Origin of the sequence: Thiomicrospira sp. (assembly GCF_036568485.1) — a bacterium.
Lineage (GTDB): Bacteria > Pseudomonadota > Gammaproteobacteria > Thiomicrospirales > Thiomicrospiraceae > Thiomicrospira.
This window is the reverse complement of record NZ_DATCSL010000064.1, coordinates 1-19,961: the sequence shown is the minus strand read 5'-3', so window position 1 is coordinate 19,961 and position 19,961 is coordinate 1. Positions and strand designations below refer to the sequence as shown.

Annotated in this window: 20 protein-coding genes; 5 read left to right on the top strand and 15 right to left on the bottom strand. The window is 45.1% G+C overall.

Translation table 11 applies throughout. The annotated features are described in order from the left end of the window. Positions 1-160: 160 nt before the first annotated feature. From VIM91_RS06985 to gltX, 3 genes are all read right to left on the bottom strand, one after another. On the bottom strand, positions 161-865 hold the full coding sequence (locus VIM91_RS06985) for a small multi-drug export protein (protein ID WP_331864102.1): 705 nt from the start codon (positions 863-865) through the stop codon (positions 161-163). A gap of 48 nt (positions 866-913) precedes the next feature. Further along, positions 914-1,519: an NAD(P)H:quinone oxidoreductase gene (wrbA, locus tag VIM91_RS06980; RefSeq protein WP_331864101.1), complete on the bottom strand. Its 606-nt coding sequence runs from the start codon at positions 1,517-1,519 to the stop codon at positions 914-916. Positions 1,520-1,767: 248 nt separating this feature from the next. Next, positions 1,768-3,177, bottom strand: coding sequence for a glutamate--tRNA ligase (gene gltX / locus VIM91_RS06975; RefSeq protein ID WP_331864100.1), 1,410 nt, complete (start codon positions 3,175-3,177; stop codon positions 1,768-1,770). A 221-nt stretch (positions 3,178-3,398) separates the two neighbouring features. On the opposite strand from gltX, the gene VIM91_RS06970 reads away from it, so the two are divergent. Then, positions 3,399-5,021: an FMN-binding glutamate synthase family protein gene (locus tag VIM91_RS06970; RefSeq protein ID WP_331864099.1), complete on the top strand. Its 1,623-nt coding sequence runs from the start codon at positions 3,399-3,401 to the stop codon at positions 5,019-5,021. Between the two features lie 40 nt (positions 5,022-5,061). On the opposite strand, the gene VIM91_RS06965 is transcribed toward VIM91_RS06970, so the two are convergent. Then, positions 5,062-5,907 carry a DUF5718 family protein gene (locus tag VIM91_RS06965; RefSeq protein ID WP_331864098.1) on the bottom strand — a complete coding sequence of 282 codons (846 nt, stop codon included), beginning with the start codon at positions 5,905-5,907 and terminating at the stop codon, positions 5,062-5,064. Positions 5,908-6,006: 99 nt separating this feature from the next. Then, the gene (locus VIM91_RS06960; protein ID WP_331864097.1) at positions 6,007-7,086 is read right to left on the bottom strand and encodes a mechanosensitive ion channel family protein; all 1,080 of its coding nucleotides are present in this window, start codon (positions 7,084-7,086) and stop codon (positions 6,007-6,009) included. A 133-nt stretch (positions 7,087-7,219) separates the two neighbouring features. Between VIM91_RS06960 and VIM91_RS06955 the strand changes: the two genes are divergently transcribed. From VIM91_RS06955 to VIM91_RS06945, 3 genes are read left to right on the top strand one after another with little or no spacing between them, the layout of a single operon-like run. Continuing rightward, the gene (locus VIM91_RS06955) at positions 7,220-8,179 is read left to right on the top strand and encodes an SLAC1 anion channel family protein (protein WP_331864096.1); all 960 of its coding nucleotides are present in this window, start codon (positions 7,220-7,222) and stop codon (positions 8,177-8,179) included. Positions 8,180-8,209: 30 nt separating this feature from the next. Then, the gene (locus VIM91_RS06950; RefSeq protein ID WP_331864095.1) at positions 8,210-10,006 is read left to right on the top strand and encodes a M61 family metallopeptidase; all 1,797 of its coding nucleotides are present in this window, start codon (positions 8,210-8,212) and stop codon (positions 10,004-10,006) included. Between the two features lie 19 nt (positions 10,007-10,025). Then, on the top strand, positions 10,026-10,262 hold the full coding sequence (locus tag VIM91_RS06945; protein WP_331864094.1) for a SlyX family protein: 237 nt from the start codon (positions 10,026-10,028) through the stop codon (positions 10,260-10,262). Positions 10,263-10,296: 34 nt separating this feature from the next. On the opposite strand, the gene VIM91_RS06940 is transcribed toward VIM91_RS06945, so the two are convergent. The 7 genes from VIM91_RS06940 to VIM91_RS06910 form a co-directional block, all read right to left on the bottom strand. Beyond that, positions 10,297-11,334 (bottom strand): nuclease-related domain-containing protein, encoded by a 1,038-nt coding sequence (locus VIM91_RS06940; RefSeq protein WP_331864093.1) that lies wholly within the window; start codon positions 11,332-11,334, stop codon positions 10,297-10,299. Positions 11,335-11,360: 26 nt separating this feature from the next. Next, complete coding sequence (locus VIM91_RS06935; protein ID WP_331864092.1) at positions 11,361-11,891, bottom strand: DsrE family protein; 531 nt, start codon at positions 11,889-11,891, stop codon at positions 11,361-11,363. Between the two features lie 96 nt (positions 11,892-11,987). Further along, positions 11,988-12,671 (bottom strand): glutathione S-transferase family protein, encoded by a 684-nt coding sequence (locus VIM91_RS06930; RefSeq protein WP_331864091.1) that lies wholly within the window; start codon positions 12,669-12,671, stop codon positions 11,988-11,990. 15 nt (positions 12,672-12,686) lie between these two features. Next, positions 12,687-12,944, bottom strand: coding sequence for a YfhL family 4Fe-4S dicluster ferredoxin (locus VIM91_RS06925; protein ID WP_331864090.1), 258 nt, complete (start codon positions 12,942-12,944; stop codon positions 12,687-12,689). 6 nt (positions 12,945-12,950) lie between these two features. Then, complete coding sequence (gene yegQ / locus VIM91_RS06920) at positions 12,951-14,393, bottom strand: tRNA 5-hydroxyuridine modification protein YegQ (protein ID WP_331864089.1); 1,443 nt, start codon at positions 14,391-14,393, stop codon at positions 12,951-12,953. Positions 14,394-14,426: 33 nt separating this feature from the next. Continuing rightward, positions 14,427-14,939 (bottom strand): DNA-deoxyinosine glycosylase, encoded by a 513-nt coding sequence (locus VIM91_RS06915; protein WP_331864088.1) that lies wholly within the window; start codon positions 14,937-14,939, stop codon positions 14,427-14,429. A gap of 18 nt (positions 14,940-14,957) precedes the next feature. After that, on the bottom strand, positions 14,958-15,425 hold the full coding sequence (locus VIM91_RS06910; RefSeq protein ID WP_331864087.1) for a hypothetical protein: 468 nt from the start codon (positions 15,423-15,425) through the stop codon (positions 14,958-14,960). 272 nt (positions 15,426-15,697) lie between these two features. Between VIM91_RS06910 and VIM91_RS06905 the strand changes: the two genes are divergently transcribed. After that, on the top strand, positions 15,698-17,482 hold the full coding sequence (locus VIM91_RS06905) for a hypothetical protein (RefSeq protein WP_331864086.1): 1,785 nt from the start codon (positions 15,698-15,700) through the stop codon (positions 17,480-17,482). Positions 17,483-17,596: 114 nt separating this feature from the next. Here VIM91_RS06905 and VIM91_RS06900 read toward each other — a convergent pair whose 3' ends face one another. The 3 genes from VIM91_RS06900 to rmuC form a co-directional block, all read right to left on the bottom strand. Next, on the bottom strand, positions 17,597-17,986 hold the full coding sequence (locus tag VIM91_RS06900; RefSeq protein ID WP_331864085.1) for a homoserine dehydrogenase: 390 nt from the start codon (positions 17,984-17,986) through the stop codon (positions 17,597-17,599). Positions 17,987-18,189: 203 nt separating this feature from the next. Further along, on the bottom strand, positions 18,190-19,521 hold the full coding sequence (rimO, locus tag VIM91_RS06895; RefSeq protein ID WP_331864084.1) for a 30S ribosomal protein S12 methylthiotransferase RimO: 1,332 nt from the start codon (positions 19,519-19,521) through the stop codon (positions 18,190-18,192). A gap of 169 nt (positions 19,522-19,690) precedes the next feature. Then, positions 19,691-19,961 (bottom strand): DNA recombination protein RmuC (gene rmuC, locus VIM91_RS06890; RefSeq protein WP_331864083.1); only part of this gene is annotated, 271 nt, incomplete at its 5' end.

The window sequence follows — 19,961 nt, the reverse complement described above, 5'->3', positions numbered from 1 at the left end:
GAGCGTCCTAGCCAGGTAAGTGACTACTACAGGCGAAAACAACAGAAAGAGCACTATGACAAACTACAGATGTCGCTGTTGTGAGGCCTGGCTATGATGCATCAGAAATTATTCCGGACACTAGTGCCAGGCCTGGTGCTTTATTTCAAAAACGATAACTTTAGTCGGGTTCAGATACGCGCGCTTGTCGAATATTAAACCAATAACCTGCAACCGCAATGCCTAGCAAAACGCCGAACAATAACAGCAATCCCCACGAACCAAACAGGGTCGCTTGGGTATGCAAGCCATATAGCAACCAAGCCCAGGCCAACATCGCAAGAAAAGTACCGGATAGAACCGTAACCAAATTGTGCAAGGGTCGCAAACCGATCAAACAACCAAGCGCACAGCCAATCACCGGACCGGTCATCCAAAACGGAAAAAACACCAGCAAAAAGATGCCAATCACACCATAACGTCGCACCCAATCTTGATGTTTTTCGGCTTGACGATGTATGCGCTCAATAAGAGTTTGCAACTTAGGGAACAATGGTAGTTTGTTTAAACTAAACACAAATAACGGAAAAAACAGCAAGACCAAAATGGTCTCCGTTAACAAGTTCACACCTATCACCAGCAAATGACCTTGGCCAGCCGCATAACCGATTAACAATGAAACCGATCGACCAAGCATAAGGTTTGAAAACACCATACTGCCGATAATGCCCGACAACTCAGGCGACCAAATCGCCAGCACACCAATCAAACCTAACCCCAGCAACGCTGACAAAATGCCAATCGCCAAAATCAGTCCCTCAAACGAACCAAAAATGCGTCGCCAATTATAATCCTTGGGGTTGGTTTGATTTTGTGTTGATTTCATAGTGTAAACCCCCGCCCCGTTAAGAGGCGGTGATCAGGACTGTGATTATCATGTCGCGGATTGTTTCTTGGCTATTTTTGCCACATGCGCGCCTTGAAAATGTGCAATAGAAAGTTCATTTTCAGAAGGTTGACGACTGCCATCGGCTCCCGCTAAGGTGCTTGCACCATAAGGTGTGCCGCCGCTAATTTCACTCATATTCGTCAACTCTTGGCAAGCATAGGGAATACCGACCACGATCATGCCGTGATGTAAAAGTGTGGTATGGAATGAAGTGATCGTGGTTTCTTGTCCGCCGTGTTGACTGGCTGTAGAGGTAAACACACTGCCGACCTTGCCGACCAATTTGCCACCCGCCCATAGGCCACCTGTTTGGTCTAGAAAGTTACGCATCTGTGCACACATATTGCCAAAACGGGTTGGTGTACCAAAGATAATGGCATCGTAGTCGGCCAATTCATCTGGGGTCGCAATTGGAGCCGCTTGGTCCAGCTTGGCGCCGGCTTTTCGTGCCACATCTTCCGGCACTAAATCGGCTACCCGTTTAACACTCACTTCAACACCCTCAATACTCTTGGCGCCTTCTGCTATCGCATTTGCGAGAGTTTCTACGTGACCATACATACTGTAGTAAACAACTAGAACTTTTGTCATAAGGATGTCCTTTGTTAGATGATAAAACCCTCAATATACACATCGAAAATATAAAAATCTACCCGTTTTAAATGGTGCGGTTGGTTTGTTAGCGTTTATTCGAGCTTTCAAACTTAACAGCATGAGTAGAACAACTAAGGCGGGCTTTGGCCAGATTAAGCTGGAGTTTTGCTTACCAAAAAAAGGCCCGGTTATTTGAAAAACAACCAGGCCTGGTGGATCGCTAACTTATTCAAGCTTAGCTTTAATTAACTTTCTGCACGTGCGGCGATGAAATCTAACGCCATCTGTAAGCGTGTTAAACAGCGCTCTTTGCCGATAAGTTCAGCGGTGGCATCAATGGATGGCGATTGACCGCCACCGGTGATCGCAACACGCAATGGCATACCGACCTTACCCATACCCAATTCAAGTTCGTCTGCGGCCGCTTGAATAACTTGATGAATCGGTTCGGCTTTCCATTCGGTTAAATCTTGCAGTTTTTTCATCACCAATGCTAAAGGCTCGGCCGCAACTGGGCGTAAATGTTTTTTGGCAGCATTGGCTTCAAACTCGCTGAAATCTTGGTAGAAATACAGCGCGCTATCCGCCATCTCGATTAAGGTTTTGGCGCGATCACGTAATAAATCTGCCACTTTTTCTAACGCCGGGCCTTGGCTTAAATCACACCCGCGTTCGGTCATAAACAAGGATAAATGACGCGCCAAATGTTCGGCTGTCGCCATTTGAATATGTTGCTGGCTCACCCACTCACACTTTTCATCGTTAAAGGTGGATGGCGCGTTGTTAATCGCTTCTAAACTGAAGGCTTCGACCATTTGATCCATGGTAAAGATTTCTTGATCACCATGTGACCAACCTAAACGCACCAAGTAGTTCAACAAGGCTTCCGGTAAAAAGCCCTCTTCTTTGTATTGCAACACGCTGACCGCGCCGTGGCGTTTGGATAAACGCGCGCCGTCGGTGCCTAACACCATTGGAATATGCGAATACTTAGGAATCGGCGCGCCCAAGGCCTTTAGGATATTAATTTGGCGTGGCGTATTGTTTAGGTGATCGTCACCACGAATCACATGAGTAATACCCATATCCCAGTCGTCTACCACAACGGTTAAGTTGTAGGTAGGCGTACCATCGGAACGCGCAATGACCAAATCATCGATTTCGCTATTGCGGATCGTCACTTGGCCTTTCACCAAATCGTCGATCACGACTTCGCCATCTAGTGGGTTTTTAAAACGAATGACCGGTTTGACACCTTCTGGTGGGGCACCTTTAAAGTCACGGTAACGCCCGTCATAACGTGGTTTTTCACCGTTTGCGCGCTGTTGTTCGCGCATCGCGTCCAACTCTTCGCTGCTGGCGTAGCAATAATAGGCATCACCTTGATCCAATAGTTGTTGAATCACTTCTTTATAACGATCGAAATGATGGGTTTGGTAAAACGGACCTTTGTCGTAATCCAGACCCAACCAGGCCATGCCTTCTAAAATGGCGTTTACAGATTCTTGGGTTGAGCGTTCTAAGTCGGTATCTTCGATTCGTAAAATAAATTCGCCGCCCATTTTGCGTGCAAATAACCATGAAAATAACGCAGTGCGCACACCGCCAATATGTAAATAACCCGTTGGGCTAGGCGCAAATCGAGTACGAATCACAACAGACTCCTGAAACTAGAAAAATGAAAACCAAATTATACAACAACCAGGCCTGGTGATTAGAAAAGCTAAGGTATATCCCGATAGGTTTGACAAGAATAAGGTCTTTTTTAAAACCCGCTTGATTTTCAGGCTTAAGGCTCTAATATGGATTTCTACTTAATTTTGGTTAAGGTTGTGCTTAATCCTTTTTTTACGCCCTAGTTACACGGAGTCGATTTATGAGAACCATGCAGGACGCTTTTATTGTCGTTGCGTTAAGCTTGAGCTTAATCGTTGGACTGCTTGGTTTGATTTGGCCACCGATTTGGTGGGCGTTTTTGCTGATTGTGCCGCTGGTTTTATTGGGGGTTTATGATATCTGGCAAACCCAACACACCATTTTGCGGCTTTATCCGGTGATTGGGCATTTGCGTTTTGTGTTTGAAAGTATTCGCCCGGAAATTCAGCAATATTTTGTCGAAAACGACACAAACGGCATGCCAGTAAGTCGCGAGTTTCGATCGCTGGTCTATCAACGTGCCAAAGGTCAATCAGATACACGTCCGTTTGGGACTACATTTGACACCAACCGTGTGGGTTATGAATGGACCAATCATTCAATGTTTCCTGCGCCGATGATGGCCGATGAACCTCGTGTTTGGTTTGGTGAAAATCGCGCGCTTCAGCCCTATTGTTCGTCCTTAGTGAATATTTCCGCTTTGAGTTTTGGGGCTTTAAGCCCTAACGCCTTGCGCGCGCTTAATTTAGGCGCCAAGTTAGGCAACTTCGCCCACAATACCGGCGAAGGCGGCATTAGCCCTTATCACCTAGAAAACGGTGGCGATTTAATTTGGCAAATTGGTACCGCCTATTTTGGCTGTCGCACTTTGGATGGACAATTTTGTCGCGAACTCTTCGCCCAAAATGCGGCGCATGAAGCGGTGAAGATGATTGAAATTAAACTTTCCCAAGGCGCCAAACCCGGACATGGCGGGTTATTGCCCGCCGCCAAAGTCACGGCTGAAATTGCCCAAATTCGTGGTGTCGAAATTGGCAAGGATGTGGTCTCCCCGCCCGATCATACGGCGTTTCGTAATCCGATTGAATTGCTACAGTTTATTGACGAACTGCGCCAAATCTCAGGCAAACCGGTCGGTTTTAAATTGGCGGTGGGTCGGCCTCAGGAATTTTTGGCTATTTGCAAGGCGATGTTAACAACCGAAATTGTGCCTGATTTTATTACAGTGGATGGTGGCGAAGGCGGCACAGGGGCCGCGCCCATTGAGTTTTCTAATTCAATGGGCACACCATTACGCGAAGCCTTGCATCTGGTGCATTCGTGTTTAGTCGGCTGTGGCTTGCGTGAACAGATTCGCGTGGTGGCGTCGGGCAAATTGTTTTCGGCTTTTCATTTGTATCGTTCATTGGCCATGGGAGCGGATTGCATTAATTCGGGGCGCGGGATGATGTTCGCCTTAGGCTGTATTCAATCACTCAACTGCAACACCGATAAATGCCCAACCGGCATTACCACGCAGAACCTCAAGCGATCCAGAGCACTCGATGTCACCAACAAATCACAACGAGTTGCCAACTATCAAAGTTCGCTAGTGTTTCACTTTCGTAAAATCATGGTCGCAGCAGGCTTAAGTCGCACCCAAGATATTAGCGCGCACGATATTTTTCGGCGCATTAGCGAAACCCAGGTGAAAAGCCTGGCCGAAATTTATCCGGTAATGCGCAAAGGTGCGTTGTTAAATGAAAGCAGCGTGCCAGAAGATTGGCGTTATTACTGGCAAACCGCGAACCCAGAATGCTGGTCAAAAACGCAATTAAAACAAGAAGCCAATCAAGGCCAATAAAACTACCAGGCCTGGTGCTTAAAATCTAGCGAGTGGACTTTTAACTGGCTTCAATCGATTGCACTAATGCGGAGCCTAGAAAGTCTGCAAAATCTTCGTCTTGTGCAAAGCGCTGTTTAATCTGACCAAGTGTTATCTGTTGCGGGTTATAGACAAATACACCCACTTTATCGCCCGGCTCTAAATAATGACTTTCACCAAACTCGGTATAACGGGTCGCACCCAGCGTAATAATGATTTGTTTTGGGTAATTCATTTGGGCTAATAAAATCGGAAGATCTTCAAGCGGCCCCTCATCTTTTTGTTGGTTAAGGGTTTGAACAACCCAGTCCGCCAGCTTTTGATAAAAATAACTATAACTAATCGCCGGACTATCGATGCCATATTCATAAACTTGATTATCGCGTTTGATAAAGCAACAAAGGTGATAATGATCCAGCACCCCGCCGGAGCTAAATTGGTCAATCTCTAACCACTGATCGGACAGCCCCGTGCAAGCCGCGCCCCAATTTTTCTTCTGACTAATTTTGGCCGCAGGCCAACGCAACGAACAATCATTAAAGGCGCTGAAAGCCCGTGCACGAGCTCGACTCACTTGGTTAGCTTCATAATCGAGTTCAAACAATACCGATATTTCAGGTTCAGCTTGTAACTTAATCGGCTGCGAAAAATCCGCACGAATCGCCAGATTACAAAGTGGATAGACACCTAAAAACGAGGCATCGCCGGGAATATAAATCGGGAAAATGCCTTTCGGTGCAAGTTGATCTTCAGTTTTAACATGAACAAAATCAGACGCTTCACCCGCTTGATTTAAATGATCGGCAAAATTACCGGCAATACCGAATACAGGCAAGGCCTGTAATTCTTCGAGCTGTAATTGCATAGGCTTATCGAGTCGCTTATTTTTAAAAGCCCCGATTTTGCCTGATTAATCCGGCGCTGTCTAGGTTAAACCACCAGGCCTGGTGATCGATCAAATCGCCTAATCCAATTCATCTAAAGACTTTGGCATGGATTTAATATATAGGTCATGTTTACTGTAAGGAATTTCAATCTTGGCTTTCGCAAAACGTTTGAATATCTGAACATTTAAGCTATCTAACACTCGGGTTCGAATTTCGGGGTCACCAATCCAAACTCTTAATGAAAAATCTAATCCGGAAGCACCAAAGTTTAAAAACCGAACCAGTGGCTCAGGATCGGATTGCACCAAAGGTTCTTTGTGCGCAATATCCAGTAAAATTTCTCGAACTTGATCGATATCCGAATCGTAGGCCACACTCACATTAGCATACATGCGCATACTTACAAATCGACCAGAAGACTGGTTAACCACTTTGCCATTCGCAATGATCGAGTTGGGAATATTTATCTCGACATCATCACGTGTTAATAAGCGTGTTGAACGCAAACCTATTTGCGTTACTTTGCCGCGATCTGTGCCATCAATCACAATGTAGTCGCCAATTTTATAAGGCGAATCCGCCATAATGAACACACCGGATAAAATATTGGCAATCGTGTCTTTAGCCGCAAAACCTACCGCAATACCGATGACCCCGGCAGAAGCCAACCAAGCGGTCATATTTATATTCCAGGTAATAAAAATCAGATACAAAATGACCAACACGATCAAGATGGCTGACAAATTATCCAGCAAAGGCAAGGTTTGCGGCTTGATAAAAGACCCGCTTAACTGGCGCTGACTGTTGTATCTAAGCGCAAATTGCGAACCGCGATAAACAAACTGCCCCCAAACCAAGATATTTATACTGGTTAAGACTCGATTGATATAGAGTAGATGGGTATCTTGCAAGCCAAACTTCAAACTCAATATGGCGCTGATGGCAATAAACACAACCGAAACCGTTAAAGGTAGGCGAACATGCGTTAGCAAATAACTCAAAACATCTCGCTTGCGGTTTTGCGCCCAGCGTTTTGGGCCTAAAACAATCAAAAGATTGAGTAATAACGCGCCTAAAAAGGCTAATGCAGGATAGAACAAGGCTTGTAAAACCGGATGCTCTAAACCTAAATACACAACCCACTGTTCAACTATCATACGGCTGACCCTGTTGATTAAAACGCTGATGCGCTTGTTTAAACAATTTCACTCTAAAGGTGGTTTCTTTCTGTCTAATTATAGTCAAAACCCTTAAAATAAGGGTTTTAGTTTTTAACTATTAGGATCTATCATGCCATCACGATTAGCCTTATTTCCAGTCGCCATATTTGGCTCCATTATGGGTTGGAGTGGCTTAACCCTAAGTTTTTATGCGGCCCACGATTTTTTAGGCTTAACCGCCCTGGTTTACCAGTCTTTATTAGTCATCACTCTGATATTTTTTGGTTTAATGGTTTCAACCTATGGTTTAAAACTTATTAAACATTTCGACGCGGTTAAAAATGAGTTTAATCACCCTATCGCCCTACATTTTTTTCCCACCATCAGCATCAGTTTATTGTTGATTTCAGTCTTATTAAAAACTTTCACGCCACAATTCGCTGAAGTGCTATGGCTGATTGGCGCGGGTGCGCAGCTTATTTTAACTATTGTCATTATTAACAACTGGATTCATCACGATCGATGGGAAATTGTGCACGCCACGCCAGCCTGGTTTATTCCGGTGGTGGGCAATATTGTTGCACCTTTAGGCGCCGCTCAATTTGGTTATATGGAACTAGGCTGGTTTTTCTTCAGTATCGGCATCACCTTTTGGTTAGTGCTAAAAGCGATTGTGCTGTATCGCTTAATTTTTCATCCATTTTTACAGCCGCAACTCATTCCAACTTTGTTTATCTTTATCGCACCACCGGCGATGGGATTTTTGTCTTACATGGCGCTTAACGACTATTATCTAGATAACTTTGCGCATGTCTTGTATTACGCCGGTCTGTTTATTACGATTTTATTGTTTGCGCAAGGCAAACGCTTTTTAAGCGTGCCGTTTGCCATTTCTTGGTGGGCTTATACCTTCCCATTAGCGGCGATCACCAACGCTAGTTTTTTAATGTATGATCTGACCGCAAATGTGGGGTTTGGCTATTTATCCGCCTTGTTTATCGCACTGTTAACCGGACTTATTTTTCACCTTACGCTAAAAACCCTGACGGTGATTAAAAACAAACAACTTTGCGTGCCCCCCAAAGCTTAAACACGTCAACCGACAAAGGATTTTACGCTTATGCAACAACAAGCCATTCATTACACGATTACGCTCGCTGATCCGCACGCACACCTATTTGACGTATGTATGGAAATAACCCATCCAGACTTGGCTGGCCAAGTGGTGAGTTTGCCGAGCTGGATTCCAGGCAGCTATATGATTCGTGACTTTGCCAAGCATTTGATTGGATTGCGTGCTGAAACCTTAGATGGCCAGCCGTTAATGATGACTTCGTTGGATAAGTCCCATTGGGAAATTCAGTCTTGTGATGAACCGTTGCGAGTCAAATATCAAGTTTATGCCTGGGATTTGTCGGTGCGCGGCGCACATTTCGATCAAACCCATGCTTTTTTTAACGGCACCAGCACCTTCTTAATGGCGGAAGGTCAGCGTGGTAAAACGGTGAGTTTGGATATCGAAGCTAATGATTTCACTCGCAACCAGGCCTGGTGTGTGGCCACATCAATGCAAACTGTTAAAGTGGATGCGCAGGGTTTTGGGCGTTATTTGGCGGCGGATTACGATGAACTCATTGATCATCCAGTGGAAATCGGCGCACACACCCAAGCTGATTTTGTTGCGGAAGGCATTAAACACCAAGTGGTCTTAACCGGCCAGCATGATTGCGACCTAGAACGTTTAACCCAAGACTTACAAAAAATCTGCCAAACCCAACTGCACTTTTTTGGCAAACCTGCGCCCTTTCCACATTATGTGTTTATGGTCATGGTGGTGGGCGATGGTTATGGCGGTTTAGAGCATCGTCATTCCACCGCTTTGGTGTGCTCGCGTGAAAGCTTGCCTTATGTCGGCATGGAAAAAGCGAGCGATGAATATTTACAATTTTTAGAGTTATGTTCGCACGAGTATTTCCATTCTTGGAACGTCAAACGTATTATGCCGGCCCAATTCCAAACACCGGATTTAAGCCAACCGGCTTATACCGAACAGCTTTGGTGGTTTGAAGGCGCGACCTCGGTTTATGATTTGCTGTTTTTGTACAAAGCAGGCCTGGTGGACGATAAGTTGTACTTAAGACAACTCGCGCGTCAGATGACCACCGTCTATCGCATGCCGGGGCGTTTTAAACAAAGCGTATCGGAATCGAGTTTTCATAGTTGGACGAAGTTTTATCAACAAGACGAAAACGCGCCCAACGCGATTATCAGCTACTACACCAAAGGTTCGCTGATTGCGTTTGGATTAGACTTTAAAATCCGTCAAGCGACCCAAAACCAAAAATGTTTAGACAACCTACTGATCCGACTTTGGCATGAATACGGCCAACCGCAGATTGGCTTAAAAGAAGGCGAAATCGAACGTTTGGCTTCTGAAGTGGCTGGCGTAGATTTAAATGATTTCTTTGATCGCTACTTACGTGGTACGGAAGATTTGCCGTTTGAGCAATGGTTTGCCGAAGTCGGTATCGACTTTAAATTACGTGCCGCCACTTCCGCTACCGACCTAGGCGGCGAAACCGACAGCACCACGCCCTATTTCAGCCTAGGAGCGAACTTAAGCAATACCGAACACCAAAGCGTTAAACTCAGCCATGTTTGGCAACAACGACCGGCACATTTGGCTGGCTTAGCCGCCAATGACGAGATCATTGCGTTAAATGGTTTAAGAACCCCGAATGTGGCGACATTGGAAAAAATTCTGGCGCGCCAACAAGTGGGTAGCAAACTAGACTGCCATTTTTTCCGTCGCGATGAACTAATCCAAACCCACATTGAACTGGATTCGATTCCAAAAGATCGTGTGGTGTTGCGCCGTCAAAACAGCGATGCAAAACCAGTTTGGCCAAAGCTTTAAAGAATTAAAAGGAAAAGATGTGACCACATCAGAACAACCAGGCCTGGTGGCTTTACAAGAACGCATAGCGGAATTGGAATTTAAACTAGCCTACCAAGAAAACACTTTGGAATCGCTTGAGAAAACCAGTGCTTACCAGCAACAGTCGATCCAATCTTTAGAACGTAAATTAAGTTTGCTAGGGGAGTATTTGAAATCGCTAAGAGAAGAGCCAATCAAACCCCTTAGCGAAGAAACTCCGCCACCGCATTACTAGATTACATGCGCTGGAGGGGCTGAGATAGGCTTAATTAGTCTTGCAAGCTCGGCTCGTTAACTAAGGTCGCCGGTAACAAGAAAAAGAAACCACGACGGCCTTTTCTAAACTGAATACCCGCGGCTTTACCCTGGTCTGTGACAAAGGTTTTTTCCCCGCGTTTTTCCATAAAGCCCTGTTCAATCAAACGCGTTTCCATTTCCGCAGGGCTGATGTTCAAGGCACGTGCCAACTTTGGCATGGTTAAACGCTCTAAGCGTTCTGGTTTATCGCCATTGTCATCCGCCTGATGCGATGATTGAGTGGGCGCTTGCGTCGCCGCCTTTGCGATCTGATCTTTGGTTGGTGTTAAACCATACTTGGCCCAGTAATCGACTTCAATCGGCGCGTTTTGATCTTGTAGATCGTCACCCAACGTAAGCAATGCAGATTGATCAATTGAACGACACCCTAACCAGCCAGTTAGACGCTTATATATTGAGAAGAGTCCGCCGCCGTTAGTTTGGCTCATTAACGTTTGCTGAACCTGGTCCGGACGACAAAGATTGTCATAACCTTTTTTAGGTTTAATCAATTTAGCTTTATAGTCCACTACCACAAAATGACGGAAGGCCGGATTACGCATTCCCAGTTCCGCTAACACCTGTTTAACGACCGGTTGGTTTAGCTTGGATAAATTAAACGGTGACGCAATTTCAATATAACGTTTCTTAAACCGATCCCAACGCCAAAAGCGCCCTTTTGAATCGAGTTTAATGCCCGAAGAGAAGTGTTTGGTTTCAAATAAACTCACCACACCATGCTGGTTGATCGCTAAATGATCAACTTGCGCGACCTGTCCGTCTCGCTCAAAGCGTAAACCACTGAGTAAAATAGCGTCAGCTTGATCTCGAAAAAGACTGCCTAATACTTTGGTCGCGTTCTGCTCGGCTCTTTCTGCGGATTGCAGGCGCTTCAAATCGCCTAACGCTAGGCGTTTAATCTTTTCTTGTTCGGGGCTTAAACTCTCTAAAATTGTTTCAATTTGTCTTATTTCGTTACTGCGTGATTCACTTTTCTTTATAACGGGCATAAATAGGCTTTCCTTCCATCTATTTTTTATTGTTGCGAATTTAACTGCTGGCGCTCTTTGTCACTTAGGCGCTCAATCACAACCACATCATAACCAAGGGCTTTGTAGTCGTTTATTTGGGCTTCACCGGAAGCCGATACATCCACGAAATCAACAAAGTCTTGATCCGTTTTCCCTTGCCACCCGGCGACGACACCACAAACATGCACCGTAACCCCCTGCACCTTGGTCATGGTTTCAAAGGTTTGCAATACATCACTCGGTGCCGCGCTGGATTCTGGCTTGGTAAATTCAACCAATTCGCGTCCATGGCTAACAATCACCACATCCAAATCGGCATACCGTTGCTTTAATGCATCCACTTGAGTCTGAATCAACTGGCTATGCTCTGACATCGCATCGGGCGACAAACTTTCTACTTCAATCACCACCCCGGCTGGTGGCGACATTTGCATTAAAATGCGCTCTACATCTGGGTGCAAACTGTAGTTAGATAAAGCCCAAGCCTGACTGAAAGATACTAAGCTCACTAATAAAATCTTGAGCCATCTTGTCATTTTACTTCTCCTTTCACGTTCAGCCTAACTAGACTAACAAAAAACCCGCTTTTAAGGCGGGTTTCTATTTCAAACCTGGATAACAAGTATGAATAGTTAGTCAACTAAACGACTCGCCATATGGCCATCAAAATGCTTAATCATGCCGCGATACATGGTCGATAACTCCGGCACCACTGAGTCTTTTACGCAAGGCAAGTTTAACAACACCTTTTGCCAGTTTTGTAATACCGGTAAACCATCCAGCACATCTAAATCACAATGAGTTTTAAGTAAATCTAAACGCATTAACATCGGTGCAAATGCGGCATCAATCAATTTGAATTCAGCGCCGTTAAAGTAATCCTGCCCCGAATGAACGGCTTCTAGACGTTTCAGCAAGGCTTGCAAGCCATCAATTTTTTTCTGACAAGCCGCCGCATCTTTTTCATGGATAATGCCGTGCAAGCCTTCCATGCCCATTAACTCGCCACCAAACGCCATCCAGGCGCGGTTTTTAGCTTTGATTAACGGGTCCGTCGGGTGCAAAGACGGCGGCGTGATTTCATCGACATATTCTTGAATCACTGAAGATTCAAATAACACTTCCGAGTCGTCCACTTTGACAACCGGCACTTTCCCCAACGGAGAAATCTCTAAAAACCATGACGGCGGGTTTTGCAGGTCAATATAGGTGATTTTAAAATCAACATTTTTGTGCAACAGCGTAATAACCGCACGCTGTACAAATGGACAAAGTTTAAAACTGATCAGTTCGAGTTGCGGAATCGATTGTGACATCTGAGCTCCTTTTACTTATATTTGGTTGGTTTTCACCAACTGTTTGAACTTTTCCATTAAGTCCGTCTTGGTTTCAACATGCTCTGGGTCGGTAATAATCACATCAATCGGACACACACTTAAGCAGGTCGGTTTGTCGTAAAACCCAACACACTCGGTGCATAAGTCCGGATTGATCTCATAAACTTTTTCACCCATAGAAATCGCGGTGTTTGGGCATTCCGGCTCACACATATCGCAATTAATGCAACCCGACAGAATCTTTAACGCCATAGAGCGTTATGCCCCCACACTAACCGATACATTGTCAGACTTGGCGGCTGAATCGCGTTTGGTGTCGCCACCCCAGGATTCATTACGCATGATGAGGCCAAACTTTAACACATCCGCCGATAAACCTTTAAATGGGTTAGGAATACGCGCGATCCAACCCGAACCTAAAGCGGCGTCTATTGGCTTATCGTGTTTATCTTTCATCTGATCCAACACCATCGTCACATTCCCCGCAGGGGTCATTATTTCGATCGAATCGCCCACGCAGAACTTATTTTTAACGTCAATTTCTAATGTCTCATCCGAGACATTAATTACTTCGCCGACGAAACGTTGGCTATCGGATTTAGACACCCCGTAGTCGTAGTTTTGATATTCGGAGTGCACATGGCGACGCAAAAAGCCTTCGGTGTAACCACGACTGGCTAAGCCATCTAACTGCAACAATAAGCCTGGATCAAACGGTTTGCCTTCGGCGGCATCATCAATCGCTTTACGATAGACTTGCGCGGTGCGCGCCACGTAATAATGTGATTTGGTTCGGCCTTCAATTTTTAACGAATGCACACCCATTTGCACTAATTCCGGAATCAATTCGACCGCACGTAAGTCTTTCGAGTTCATGATATAAGTGCCGTGCTCATCCTCAAAGGCGGGCATTAATTCACCCGGACGACCCTGTTCCTCCAACAACCAAACACGATCGGTAGTTTCACCCTCACCCAAAGTCGGTTCAACTCGGCTAACTTCAGGCGCAGGCAAACTGGTGGTGCCAGTTAAATCGGTGACGCGCTCTATGCCAACTACATCCCCCGCCACATCTTCTTTGCCTTCGTAAGTGTTGTAATTCCAACGGCAGGCATTAGTGCAGGTACCTTGGTTAGCATCGCGTTTGTTGATATAACCAGACAACAAACAACGGCCAGAATAAGCGATACATAAGGCGCCGTGTACAAACACTTCCAACTCCATACCCGGCACCATTTCACGAATTTCAGCAATTTCGTTCACCGATAATTCGCGTGATAACACCACACGCGTCACGCCTTGGTCATACCAAAACTTAACCGTCGCCCAGTTGACCGCATTGGATTGCACGGATAAATGAATTTCTTGTTGCGGAAAATTTTCTCGCACCATCATGATCATGCCTGGATCGGACATAATCAACGCATCCGGTTTCATATTGATCACCGGCTCGATGTCTTTTAGAAAGGTTTTTAACTTAGAGTTATGCGCTGCAATATTGGTAACAACATAAAACTTTTTGCCTAACTCATGCGCACGCGCAATACCTTTGGCCAGGTTTTCTAAATCAAATTCATTATTACGCACACGCAAGCTATAACGCGGCTGACCCGCATAGACGGCATCGGCCCCATAAGCAAACGCGTATTCCATGTTTTTCATTGTGCCGGCAGGCGACAAGAGTTCGGACTTAAAAGTCATGTCATTTTTCCCTAATTCTATAACCTACCTATTTTATAGGAAATTCACTATTTTGTCGCGCCAGACTGTGGTTTTATCTTGCAAACTCATACTCGCATGCGCAGGACTAGTTGAAGGTAAGGCCAAAATTTGAATGGAATCAAAAACCGCCGGATGGGGTTTAAGCACATGGCGTTTAAATAAGTCAGCCGCCTTATTGCCATTTAACGCAATCGCTTGGCATTCCGGATGCCGAAGCACCAGGCCTGGTATATCGTTGATTTGAATCGTTTGCGAGCGAATCGCTGAATCTAAACTGCCGGGGCGTTCGCATTCGGCCAACACATCCCACAAACCAATATGATGCTGCTGTAAATTCTGATAACGTTGTGCAAAATTATGTGGCCAATCTCGCTGCAATAACTCCGCCATAATCGGCCAAAAACCATTTCGCAGATGCGCATAATAGGCTTGCACGTCTAACGACGCCCGACCTGGCATTGAACCTAAAATCAAAACCCGCATATAAGCGGGTTCTATCGGGTTAAAACTCTGGCAAATACTCATAACAGCGGTTAAACGAGTTTAAAAAGCCGCCAAAAAGGCTTTCACCTGCTCAGGATTATTGGCCTTTACCTGTTCAATGACTTCCAAACCATTTAAACGAATTAAGGTGACAGTGGCTTCTTGCCTCGGCCAGTCGGCGGTCAATTCACCACTGGTATCTAATGCGATCCGAAACGGATACTGCTGCATTTTGGGCAAGGCAAACCATTTGGTAATAATCGCCGGCATACCTGATACATCGGCCACATATAAACCACCGCGGGCTTCTAGGTTATCTATATTTAGTTCTGTTAAGGCGTCTCGAACCCATTCCCCACCTTGCTTATCGTGCGACAAAATAAGCCATTGTGTGGTGACCGACAGGCTTAAGTTTTCGGCATGTTGATCTTCAAACACCTGCTGAGACAACTTGATGGATTCGGCATTCACCAAGCTCACGTTGGCCGCCATCATGACACTCATCATCCATAGCATTATCTTTTTCATCTATTCAAACTCCACTCACCAACTAAATTACGTGTAAAAGGCTCAATCCAAGTCGAATTCGACTTCACCAGATCCTGAACCATATTAATATGGGTATAAGTATCTCAAATAAGCCCTCATGAAACCAATCAATTTAGCTATAAAATTTTTATTAACTCAAACCAAACCCTCGATTAGAATTGAGTTTAAGTTGCAAACTTATTGATATTAAAACAATCTCTCAAGTAAACTGACGCCTACTAAAAAATCAAAATAGAAATCAAACAGAACCGATGACATCCCACCTAAACTCTCAGCGTCTGATTAGCATCATGGTCACAGGTCACACCTGCTCTCAGACAGCACCAGACTTAACAAAAATCGGTTCGAATCTACTTGAACAACTGCAACAAACTCTGCCATACGATTCAACTATTCGCTTACTGAGCGGATTTGAGTCGGATATTGAGCAAATCTGTGTAAAAAAAGCACAAACCCTTAACTGGCAAATCCAACTCTTTTTGACTCATAAAATCAGCCAAACAGATGGCCTTGATGATTTGGTTGAAGGCGATTCAATCCACAAAATTATCTCACTGGGGCGTGACAAAACCGAGCCCAACTTAACCCCTGAACCCAGCAAAGAACGCAATGATATTGCGCTCAATTTTGCTGATTTATTAATCATCTACTGGGATAGTCGCTGTAACGAAACAGCTCAATATGAACATTTACAATTAATTGGTCGTGCCGCGCAAAGTCGCAAACCGGTGATTTGGTTAAGCCCGGACGGCCAAATGCACTGGCTAGAATTAGAACGCCTAGATGACGCCACGCTCGCATTATTAAAAGCCAGCAACTATTCGTCGGAAAGTTTAGTCGCTTGTTTTAAGTCGTTTCGCCAACTTGACCAAACACCCATCAGTGGTTACATGACGTTGTTACTCGATCCGACGCTTCAAGTTCATAACCCCAATGCCATGGTGTTGCGAGAACTCTTGCAAACCAATGAGCACACCGAGTTTCGAGACACCGGCCATTTACATGATGTTATGACCGGCTTATTGCATAGCGACCAAAAAGGCGCTTGGTCTGATTTCAAACGCAAGTTTGTCAAACCTCTCCGCCCAAAACTTTGGTCAAAAACCCCAAACGAAGTCCAGCCTAAAGCTGGATTAAACCAAGCTTTTTTTCATCACAATAACTTAGCCGAACAAGCCGGAGGTCTGCATCGAAGCAACATTTGGCTACTTTATGGCTTTTCGGCTTTAGCGGTATTGGTGGCGGTCAGTGCCGAAGTTTGGCAATGGCATTGGCTCGCGTTTGTCGAATTAGCCTTAATTGCAATGGTGATTTATCGAGTTTGGTGGGCGCGTAAAATCCAACTACACCAAAAATGGATTCGGCATCGTTTTATCGCTGAACAAATGCGCTATTGCATTAAGGGTTACCCAGCTTTGGCGATTCCCCGCGCCTTTTTAGAGCCGGTTTGGCAGGTTAACCAGCAAAACCAATTGCAGCTCAACAGCGCCGAGCTATGGTTATTACAACGCCATTTGATTGTCAGCGGCTTGCCTTGCGATGATGACAAAATTTATACGCCGCCCTATCACAATCATAAGTTAGCGGAACATATTCAAGCCGGCGTGCGCAGTCAAATGCGTTACCACCAAATGCACCATCATCAAAAACACCTCGGACACAAACGCCTACATGCCTTAGCCGAGCTGCAGTTTTTACTGACCTTTATTGCCGTGGTGATGCATATTTACATTCATGATAATTGGCTGCTGTTATTTACCGCCGCTTTGCCAGCCTTTGCCGCCGCTTTGCATGGTATTTTGACTAAATTAGAAATGGAACGCATTGCCACACAATCAGCCAGCCTGTATCAACAGCTCGAACACATAGATTTGGCGCTAACACGTTTTATACAGCTTACTCCGCCTGGCGATGACAGCTGGCATCATTGGGTGAGTCTGCATTATCTGGCGAATAAAAGTCAGCAAACCATGTCGGACAATATTACCCAATGGCAACACCTCATCCAGGTTCAACAAACTGAGATTCCGGCCTAACAATCACAAGCACCAGGCCTGGTGGAAACAAAACTCAATTTTCCAAACCGCCAAAAACAAAAAAACGCCGTTAGGCGCTTTTTTCTATCCTGCAAATAGGCGTTAAGATTAAACTTAATAGCCGATATTTGAGTGATGAGACTGCGGAATCGCTTCCGCGTCAGGTAAGAGATACCACATTAAATAATCCACGACCATCGGTACTAAAACCGTATGTTGGTTATTGGTCTCTTGCAGCATTTTACGCACGGCCAATTTCAATTCAGGACGGTTTGAGGTGTCCATGATAATATCAATTTTTGAGCCGTATTCACGGATGGCTTCTTCATAACTTGGGTAGTTTTTAATCCCGCGTTTTTCGGCATCCGCCAATAGAGGGTTACTCAAGTTTGGTTCACTCACCGCGATAATCTTAACGCGACTTTCATCCAACCCTGTAAACTGAGTGTAAAACTTGCCGCCAATGCGGCCTAAGCCTATCATTAAAACCGTAATCTGCCTCATATCGTTTGTTTCTCCTTTAGTCTTATATTTAGCTTCAGTTAACTGATTTAAGAACCAATCAACCCAAAACATAGATAAGTATAGGGGAAACATTCATCTGATATAGGCTTGTATCACCCGGTTTGCCATCATTTTATTTATAGGCCAACGTATAAAATTTATTCGATACTTCAAACCTTTCATGCAAGCTTGGAGTAAATCAATTAATCTTCAATTAAAACCGGTTGCGCCCATAAATCGTATTCGTCGGCCGCGAAAATTTCAACTTCCAACATATCGCCTGGTTGCAGTCCTTCACCTTCGGGAATAAACACCATACCGTCTATTTCCGGTGCATCCGCCGCTGAACGTGCAATCGCACCCTCTTCGTCGATTTCATCCACCAACACCGTCATGCGTTTGCCAATTTTGGCCTGCATTTTTTTGGCACTGATCGCTTGCTGAGTTTGCATAAAACGATCGTAACGATCTTGTTTAATGTCATCTGGAATTTGCTCAGCGATTTCGTTAGCCGCCGCGCCGGTCACCGGCGAATATTGAAAGCAACCCACACGATCTAGCTGCGCTTCTTCCAAGAAGTCCAACAAACGCTGGAATTCTTCTTCCGTTTCGCCAGGGAAACCCACAATAAAGGTAGAGCGCAAGGTTAAATCCGGTACTTGTTCACGCCATTGACGAATACGTTCTAACTGGCGGTCAATATTGCCCGGGCGGCGCATGGCCTTCAGCACACGTTTGTCAGCATGTTGCAATGGCATATCCAAATAAGGCAATACCTTGCCTTCGGCCATTAACGGAATCACTTCTTCCACATTCGGATAAGGATACACATAATGCAAACGCACCCAAACGCCCATATCGCCGAGCGCTTTGACCAAGCCAGTCATCGAAGTTTTTACCGGCTGACCGTTCCAAAAATCCAGTTTATGCTTCACATCCACACCATAAGCGGCGGTGTCTTGTGAAATCACCAATAACTCTTGCACGCCCGCTTCAACCAAACGCTTAGCTTCGTCGAGCACTTCACTCACCGGACGACTCACTAAATCGCCACGCATCGATGGAATAATGCAGAAAGAACAACGGTGGTTACAGCCTTCCGAAATCTTTAAATAGGCAAAGTGACGTGGCGTGAGTTTAACGCCTTGCGGCGGCACTAAATCGACATAAGGGTTATGTTCCGGTGGGGCGACCACGTCGTGTACCGCATTTAATACGGTTTCGTAAGCCTGCGGGCCAGAGACCGATAATACTTGCGGATAACGACTTAAAATCTCTTCATCCCGCGCACCCAAACAGCCGGTTACAATCACCTTACCGTTTTCGCGCAAAGCCTCACCAATTGCATCCAGAGACTCTTGCACCGCCGAATCAATAAAACCACAGGTGTTTACAATCACGGTATCCGCATCTTCATACGAATTCGACAAATGATAGCCTTCGGTACGCAACTGGGTCAGAATGCGTTCCGAATCAACAGTGGCTTTTGGGCAACCTAAACTAACGACGCCCACGGTGGGTTGATGTTTACTCATAAAGTTCTCACGGTCAAAACAACCAGGCCTGGTACTCCGTTTCCTTTAGAAACACAACCAGGCCTGGTGCAATTAAAATTAACGCGCATTTTACAATAAATTGAACCAACAATTCAGATTGCTTAAACCGCGTGGTTTATCGTTTAGGTGTAAAGGTAAAGCTCACCGACTAGTTAGATTCTAAAGACTTAGGTACATCGTCTACCAACTCTAGTTTGGCTTTTTCGACCAATTCTTCGGGTAATTCTTTTTGTACCATCACACCCAAATCTTTAAATTCGGCGGCTTGTTTGATTAAATTTCCGCGCCCAGAATAAAGTTGGCTAAAGGCTTTTTCGTAGCTGTCTTTGGCTTTATCCAATTGGTTGCCGACGCCTTGTAAACTGCCGATAAAGCTATTGAGTTTGTTATAAAACAGCTCCGCACGACGCGCTAACTCA